Genomic DNA, 5,429 nt, shown 5'->3' with positions numbered 1-5,429 from the left:
GACGCGGTGTGGGAGCTGCTGCAGTCCGACGCGGTGGTCTACGTGTGCGGCAACGCCGCGACCATGGCCCCCGGGGTCCGCGCCGCGCTGGCCGAGGTGTTCCGCGCCAAGACCGCCACCAGCGAGGCCGACGCGCAGGCCTGGTTCGCCGGGCTGCGCGCCGGCGGGCGCTACCTCGAAGACATCTGGGGCGAGAACGCTGTCGTGTGAACCCGCGCCCGGCGGCTCCCGCCCACCGTCAGGCGTGGCGTCCCGCGGCGGGGACGCCCACTCCTGGACTGCCGTCGTCGCGATCGCCCGCCGGCCGTCGGTGAGCAGGTGCGGGGTTCCGCCGGCCTGGAGGCATGACCGGATCGTCGTCCCGGTCGGCACCGGCGATCCGACGCGCCAGAGTGGCGCTGTAGACGACCTGCTGCAGCAGCGCCAGGAAGCTGTGGCCGACCGGGCTCGTCGGGATCGGGTCGACCTCCGTGGAGCGCAGGAGCGCCGCGAGGGCTTCGAGGGTATTGGCGGCGTCGGCGCCGAGGAGCGCGTACGCGGGCCCGGTGCACGGGACGCCGTCGCGGGTGGCCGGATCGCGGGTGGCCCTGCGGCCCGACCGCATGGTTGCGGTGGCTTCACGCAGCGCGGTGTGGGCGGTGGTGATGGTGCTGAGGTCGGGCATCATGAGCGGCTTCCTTGCCGAAGAGCGTTGGGTGTGGTGGGACCCCGCCGTGGTGGAGGCCGTCGATGCGGTTGGTCACTGCGCCGTCGGGCAGGGACGCACGCCCTGCTGTCACGCGTGGTCGATCGCGTCAGCGCGGCAGACCCTCTCGGCGGTCGCCCGGGCGCGCTCCCGCTCGCGCCGCTCGTCCTGCAGCTTCACGTAGCCGTCGTCGTCGCCGCCGACGGGCTTCGCGGCTCCTTCGAGCACTTCCCCGACGAAACGGACCGGCATCGGCAGTGAACGGTGTCGCAACATCACGAGAAAGGGAACGGCGGCCACGAACACCGCCAAGGGTGGATCCACCAGCCCGAAGGCCACCGCGAGGGTCACCCCGCCGAAGTAGCCCAGCGACCGCGGAACATCGATGATCACCGGCCCCAGGCATACGTCGTACGTGTCGACCTCGTCCAAGACACTCGCCTCCTGACTGCTGTGAGCCTGCGTGTCGAGTACCGCGGCTCCGGAACCTCCCCTACGGGGTGAGGACGACCTTCTCGCAGCCGTCGACCTTCTCGAGAAAGGTCCGATAACCCGTCGGCGCATCGTCGAGCGACATCCGGTGGGTGACCACGAAGGACGGGTCGATGTCGCCGTTGCCGACGTGCTCGAGGAGCCGCGGCATGTAGCGGTGGACGTGACACTGACCGGCCCGCATCGTGAGGTACCGGTTCATGAACGAGCCCATCGGGAACTTGTCGGTGAATCCCCCGTAGACCCCGATGACCGACACGATGCCACCGTTGGCGCAGCTCATGACGGCCTCGCGCAGCACGTGCGGTCGATCGGTCTCCAGGCCGGTGGCCTGTTTGGCCCGGTCGTAGGCGTGCAGCGCACCGGCTGCGTGGTGGGCCTCCATCCCGACGGCGTCGATGCACTTGTCCGGGCCGCGGCCACCCGTCATCTCCGTGAGGGCCTCGGGCACCGACACCTGCTCGTAATCGAGGGTCTCGGCCCCGGTCTGCTCCGCCAGCCGCAGCCGGTAGTCGAAACGGTCGATCGCGATGACCCGCTCGGCACCGCGCAGGAAGCAGCTCGCGATCGCGAACTGACCCACAGGACCGGCACCCCAGACGGCGACGACGTCGCCGGGACCGACCTCGGCCATGTCGGCGCCCATGTACCCGGTGGGAAAGATGTCGGAGAGGAACAGGACCTTGTCGTCGGGCAGGTCGTCGACCTTGAGCGCCCCGAAGTCGGCGAACGGCACCCGGGCGTACTCGGCCTGCCCGCCCGGATAGCCCCCGAGCATGTGGGAATAGCCGAACAGCGCGGCGGGTGAATGGCCCATGAGCTTCTCCGCGATGCCGGCGTTGGGGTTCGAGTTCTCGCACAACGCCGTCATCCCGCGCTCGCATGCGCCGCACACGCCACAGGCGATGGGGAACGGGACGACGACACGGTCGCCGACCGACAGGTTCTCCACCCCCCGGCCGACCTCGACGACCTCGCCCATGAACTCGTGGCCGAGGACGTCGCCGTCGCGCATCGTCGGGATGAACCCGTTGTAGAGGTGCAGATCGGAGCCGCAGATGGCGGTCGAGCTGATCTCCACGATGGCGTCGCGCCGGTTGAGGATCGTCGGGTCGGGGACGTCCCGGACCTCGACCGACCGCTTACCGGTCCAGCAGTTCGCTCGCATGGTGTCTTCCTTCCGGTGCGGGTCAGGTGATCGGCTGGGCTGGGCGCTGGGCGAGCCGCCGGCGGGTGGACTGACCCACGGGGCTCCCTTCCGAGCGGACCACCTCGCCGAGCTCCACGACCTGCTTGAAGCGACGCAGGTCGTCGCGCAGCTGCTGGTCGGGGTGCTCGCCGAGCAGCTTCGCGACGGCCGCGCCCGCGTGCCCGCCGGGCGCGCGGTACCGCAGGTCGACCCCGACCTCGGTGCCCCGGTCGCCCGGCGCGTCGCGGAATCGCACCGAGCCCGTGTTCTCGACGTCGGCGCCCTCGACCGACCGCCAGGAGATCACCTCGCCCTCTCGGTCCGCCACGACCTCCGCGTCCCAGCAGAGCGTCGTCCCGGCGGGACCGGTGGCCTCCCAGTGCGAGCGCCCCGAGGCGTCGGTCCGTACCGAGCGCAGGTGCGCCATGAACTCCGGGAGGTGCTCGAGGTCGCGCCAGTGGCGGTACACCTCCGATCGCGGCCGATTGACGGTGACGGCCGCGGTCGCCCGGCACTCACCGCCGCGGTGGCCGGACAGCGCGCGAGCGGTCACGACGTCCGCGACGGTCACTCCGGCGAGGGCCGCGAGCGCGAGGGCGACGCGCGTCGGAGCGGCCCCCTTGGTCCGCGCGACGGCCCCGAGAGCGGCGATGTCGAGTGCGTCGCCGGCGACCCGGCTCCACACCCAGGCCGCCGTCCCGCGACCGCTGAGGATCCCCGCACCGTGCGCCACCTCGCGGGCCCCGAGGAACGCGGTGACGGCGCGGACGGCCGGACCCTGCTCCCGGACCCCGGCCAATCGCGCCACCGCGGCCGGGACGGCGAGCTCCGCCGTCCCCAGCGCCAGGCTGAACACCGCGAGCCCCGTCGCGAGGTCGGAGGTCAGGTTCCGCCCGGGCGCTCCGTCGCCCGACCGCCCCGCGGTCACCGCTCGTCCCCCCCGCGTCGTGCGTCGGCCCCGTCGGAGGAGGCCTGACCCGGGTGGAGGACGACCTTGGTCCAGCCCTCCTCGCGCGCGTCGAAGTGCTTGTAGGCCTCCGGGGCCTGCTCCAGGGGCAGGTCGTGGGAGACGATCCAGGAGGGCTTGACCTTGTCCACGGCGATCAGGTTGCGCAGGTGGCGGTTGTAGCGCTTGACCGGGGCCTGGCCGCAGCCCATCTGCTGGCCCTTGAACCAGAAGTTCCCGAGGTCGAAGCGGGCCTTGCCCTGCTGCGCCAGTTCGTCGGGCGCACCGGGGTCCTGGGGCACGAACACCCCGACGGTGCCGATGCCGCCGGTGAACCGTACCGAGGACACCAGGTTGTTCACGGTGGCGGCGTTGTCCTCGTGGCCCTGCGGGTCGTGGGCCTGGTACCCCACGCACTCGCATCCACGGTCCGCGCCCCGCCCCTTGGTCCGTTCCATCACCTGATCGACCGGCGAGGCCTGGGAGTCGTCGATCGGGGTGGCGCCGATCTGCTCCGCCAGCCTGAGCCGGTCGGGGTGGCGGTCGACGACCATGACCTCCGCGGCGCCCCGGGTGACCGCCGAGAGCGCGGCCATCTGCCCGACGGGGCCGCCGCCGTAGATGACGATGGTCTCGCCCGGCGTCAGCCCGGACATCTCCACCGCGTGCCAACCGGTGGGGAAGATGTCGGAGAGCATGACGTAGTCGTCCTGCTTGTCACGGGCGTCCTCGGGCAGGCGCAGGCACTGGAAGTCGCCCCAGGGGACGCGCAGGTACTCGGCCTGTCCCCCGGGCCACGGCCCCATGTCGGCGAACCCGTACGCCGCGCCGGCGAGCCCCGGCTCGTTGGCGCGCAGGCAGTAGTTCGTCAGGCTGTGCTCGCAGTTCTCGCAGTGACCGCAGCTCACGTTGAACGGCACCGAGACCATGTCCCCCACCGCGACCTTGTCGACGGCGTCACCCACCTCGACGATCTCGCCGAGGTTCTCGTGACCGAAGACGCGGCCCTGCTCGAAGTCGGTGCGTCCCTCGTACATGTGCAGGTCCGACCCGCAGATATTCGTCGAGGTGATCCGCACCAGCACGTCGGTGGGCTTCTCGATCCGGGCGTCGGGCACGTCGTCGACGCTGACCTGGCGCGGACCGTGGTACACGAGAGCTTTCATGAGGAGTTCCTTCCGTCGGGTGGCGAGGATCAGGCGAGGGCCGGGGCGGCGGCGAACTGCTCGACGATCGCGGCGCAGAAGGCGGCCATGTCCTGCGGACCTCGACTCGTGGTGAGCCGGCCGTCCACGCAGACCTCCTCGTCGACCACCTCGGCGCCGGCGTTGCGCAGATCGGTGCGGATACTCGGCCACGAGGTCAGCCGCTTTCCGCGCACGCAGTCGGCCTCGGCCAACGTCCACGGGCCGTGGCAGATCGAGGCGACCGGCTTTCCGGACTGGACGAACGAGCGCACGAACCCGACCGCGTCGGGGTCGGTCCGCAGCTGATCCGGGTTCATCGTGCCGCCGGGCAGGAGCAGTGCGTCGTAGTCCTCCACCGACGCCTCGGAGACCTGCCGGTCCACCGGGAACGTGCCGGCCGGGTCCAGGTCCATCTGCCGGGCGGCGATCTCGCCGCCGTGGAGCGACAACAGTTCGGTCCGGGCGCCTGCCCCGTAGAGCGCGCCGCGCGGAGCTTCGAGCTCCACCCGCTCGACGCCGTCTGCGGCCAGGATCGCGACCGTGCGGCCGCGCAGTTCGTCTGCCATGTGATCGGCCTCCTCGAGGTGACGGCAGCCGTTGCCGTCCGGCGGGGTGTTAGCCCCCGACAACGGTGCCGCGAACGGCGGCCGGACACGCCGTGCCACCGGGTGGACGCGGCGGCGACGATTCCGACCCCCCGGGTCGAGGTGCCGCCCACTCCGCTCGTCACGGCGGACCGGATGTCCATCCGACGCACGCGCGCACGTTCCGGACACCGGGCTTGACCTGGGGGGTCGCGTGCGGTGACGTGTGGTGGTGGAGGGCTCACCGCGCGCAGTGGACCATCCGGCCGCGGACGACCGGGCTGCCTTCCGTGCGGGTGTCAGCAGCGAGCGGGAGGCCCGCACCACGGTCGAGGCCGCGCTGTCC

Annotated in this window: 7 protein-coding genes; 1 reads left to right on the top strand and 6 read right to left on the bottom strand. The window is 71.8% G+C overall.

All coding sequences use genetic code 11. The features are described from left to right. Positions 1-210: hypothetical protein (locus VGH76_RS19325; RefSeq protein WP_331558344.1), on the top strand; the 210-nt coding region annotated here is incomplete at its 5' end. Positions 211-238: 28 nt separating this feature from the next. On the opposite strand, the gene VGH76_RS19320 is transcribed toward VGH76_RS19325, so the two are convergent. The 6 genes from VGH76_RS19320 to VGH76_RS19295 all read right to left on the bottom strand — a co-directional run bounded on the left by VGH76_RS19320 (position 239) and on the right by VGH76_RS19295 (position 5,065). Next, the gene (locus VGH76_RS19320; protein WP_331558343.1) at positions 239-667 is read right to left on the bottom strand and encodes a hypothetical protein; all 429 of its coding nucleotides are present in this window, start codon (positions 665-667) and stop codon (positions 239-241) included. 108 nt (positions 668-775) lie between these two features. After that, positions 776-1,117, bottom strand: coding sequence for a hypothetical protein (locus VGH76_RS19315; protein ID WP_331558342.1), 342 nt, complete (start codon positions 1,115-1,117; stop codon positions 776-778). A 61-nt stretch (positions 1,118-1,178) separates the two neighbouring features. Continuing rightward, positions 1,179-2,345 carry a zinc-dependent alcohol dehydrogenase gene (locus VGH76_RS19310; protein WP_331558341.1) on the bottom strand — a complete coding sequence of 389 codons (1,167 nt, stop codon included), beginning with the start codon at positions 2,343-2,345 and terminating at the stop codon, positions 1,179-1,181. A 22-nt stretch (positions 2,346-2,367) separates the two neighbouring features. After that, positions 2,368-3,294 (bottom strand): SRPBCC family protein, encoded by a 927-nt coding sequence (locus VGH76_RS19305; RefSeq protein ID WP_331558340.1) that lies wholly within the window; start codon positions 3,292-3,294, stop codon positions 2,368-2,370. After that, a complete protein-coding gene (locus VGH76_RS19300; RefSeq protein WP_331558339.1) occupies positions 3,291-4,478 on the bottom strand; it encodes a glutathione-independent formaldehyde dehydrogenase in 1,188 nt (395 codons plus the stop codon). The genes VGH76_RS19305 and VGH76_RS19300 overlap by 4 nt, the downstream gene beginning before the upstream one ends. 29 nt (positions 4,479-4,507) lie before the next feature. After that, a complete protein-coding gene (locus VGH76_RS19295) occupies positions 4,508-5,065 on the bottom strand; it encodes a type 1 glutamine amidotransferase domain-containing protein (RefSeq protein WP_331558338.1) in 558 nt (185 codons plus the stop codon). Positions 5,066-5,429: the final 364 nt, after the last annotated feature.

Origin of the sequence: Actinomycetospora sp., assembly GCF_036497585.1 — a bacterium.
Lineage (GTDB): Bacteria > Actinomycetota > Actinomycetes > Mycobacteriales > Pseudonocardiaceae > Actinomycetospora.
This window is presented reverse-complemented; position numbering and strand designations above follow the sequence as displayed.